A 1,945-nucleotide genomic window follows, 5' to 3' on the forward strand; every position below is an offset into this window, starting at 1 on the left:
GTCCTCCGGGTTTAGGCTGAGAAATCGACAAAATGAAAATCGATCGCGTATCTGATATTCCAGCTCATCATCCGATAGGTTATATAAATGCTGTAATACAAGTGCCTTGAACATCAGTACCTTATCAAAGGGTCTTCTTCCAGCATTACTCTTTCTTGGAAGTGTGGGGATTTTATTCAAAGTACTCCGGAAGTCCTCCCAGTCAATCAACTTACGAAGAGCAACCAGTGGATCACGTTCATTTAGCTTGCGATGGCGGTCATCAAGACCGAAAAAACTCGGCTGCATTTGACAATAACCTTTACTAGTGAGCGTTTAGATTATTTTACCGGAAATTAGTGAATTTTTAGAGGTACCCTAATGTTTACAACAATTCGCAAACAGGGCTTTCACCAAAACGGAAACAAGGCAAGAGCTTCACCGTGACACAGGATTACCCTGGTAACACTATACGAATTACAGGGCATGGCAATGACAGCGGTTCATCAAACGAAATTCAACAATCTCAAACTGGTCCGCTTGTATCCGTTTCAAGTACTCGAGTTTTATATTCAGTGGATACGATGGGGGGGAATTCTGGCAGCCCGATTATTGATGAAGCGACAGGTCGCGCTGTTGGTGTTCATTCACATGGTGGCTGTTCGGAAATTAGTGGAGCAAACAGCGGTACTCGAAATACAGTAGGTGAATTTTGGACGGCGCTAAATGAAACACCATTTATGGGAGTGGCAACACTGTATCAGGATTGTAAGTATGGTGGTTATGCAGTTGGATTAGACGTTGGTAGTTATACCCTAAGCCAGCTTCGAGCTAAGGGGCTAAACAATGATGATATTTCTTCGGTTGTGGTTCAACCAGGTTACCGTGTCATAATGTATCAAAACGATAATTTTAGCGGCACGGCAGTTATAAAATCAGCTGATGTCTCCTGTTTGACTGGAGAAGGGTTCAATGATCAACTCTCTTCTATTGTTGTTGAGCCTATTGGTGGTGGATCGACAATACATATTGAAGCAGAGGATTATGTGTACGAGTCGGGAATTGGCGTTGAAGCCTCTTCCGAAGGTGGTGAAAATGTCGGTTGGCTCGATGGCGGAGATTGGATAGTATGGGATGTAAATTTGCCTAGCTCGGGCTCTTACAGGGTTGACTACCGTATTGCGGGTTTTGGTGGCGTCATTCAGCTTGAAAAGGCTGGAGGGAGCCCGATCTATGGACAAATAGATGTACCTGTTACCGGAGGCTGGCAAACCTGGCAAACCTGGCAAACTATTTCTCATACATTAAATTTAGATGGTGGGAATCAACAAATCGCTATTTATGTTCCCTCAGGTGGCTACAATATAAATTGGATTCAGTTTACTAGGCAGTAGTAAGGCGTTGAATCTAATCAGAGATGTGTAGTAATAGCACTCCTTATTGACTGTCAACACATTAGAAATTCAAGATTTTTATAAGCGCCGTATGATTTTTGATTACTCCTTCATATCACTGACGTGAAGAGCGCGGCCTCCAGGAAAGTATTGAATACACGACTGGAGGCCACAATGGATACAAAAGGATGTTGCAACATCTCCCGCGAACTACATAATTCAGCCCGTAATTTAAATTGTGTAGCTGTTCATGCCTTCGGGCTTTGTATCCTAGGATACTATCAGCCGAATAATAAAGACCTCGAACAGCAACTTAAAGGCTCACACCACAGAGTTGGTCAAAGGCGTTAATTCTGAAGTTCATCTCAAAAGCCTAACCCAGGAACAGCCTTGGGAAATGAGCTGGATAAGGTTCTTAATAACGCCAAGCATGGCGTCGCTAAGCGAGGCTCTGGTAACAGTCGCAATGTTATTATTAACCCGGTGGCTCTATAGTTCTGTATAATACCCAAATGGATATTATTGATGCAAGAAAATTACCCGCTTCCGCGCAGGAAGAGAAACGCCGAACT

The 1,945-nt window shown here is 43.3% G+C and carries 2 protein-coding genes; one reads left to right on the forward strand and one right to left on the reverse strand.

All coding sequences use genetic code 11. The features are described from left to right. Nucleotides 1–288: transposase (locus ACCI49_RS24480; RefSeq protein WP_371838736.1), on the reverse strand; the 288-nt coding region annotated here is incomplete at its 3' end. A 134-nt stretch (nt 289–422) separates the two neighbouring features. Between ACCI49_RS24480 and ACCI49_RS24485 the strand changes: the two genes are divergently transcribed. Continuing rightward, nucleotides 423–1,373 (forward strand): carbohydrate-binding protein, encoded by a 951-nt coding sequence (locus ACCI49_RS24485; RefSeq protein WP_371841873.1) that lies wholly within the window; start codon nt 423–425, stop codon nt 1,371–1,373. Nucleotides 1,374–1,945: the final 572 nt, after the last annotated feature.

The sequence above is a fragment of the Microbulbifer epialgicus genome (assembly GCF_041447265.1).
Classification (GTDB): domain Bacteria; phylum Pseudomonadota; class Gammaproteobacteria; order Pseudomonadales; family Cellvibrionaceae; genus Microbulbifer; species Microbulbifer epialgicus.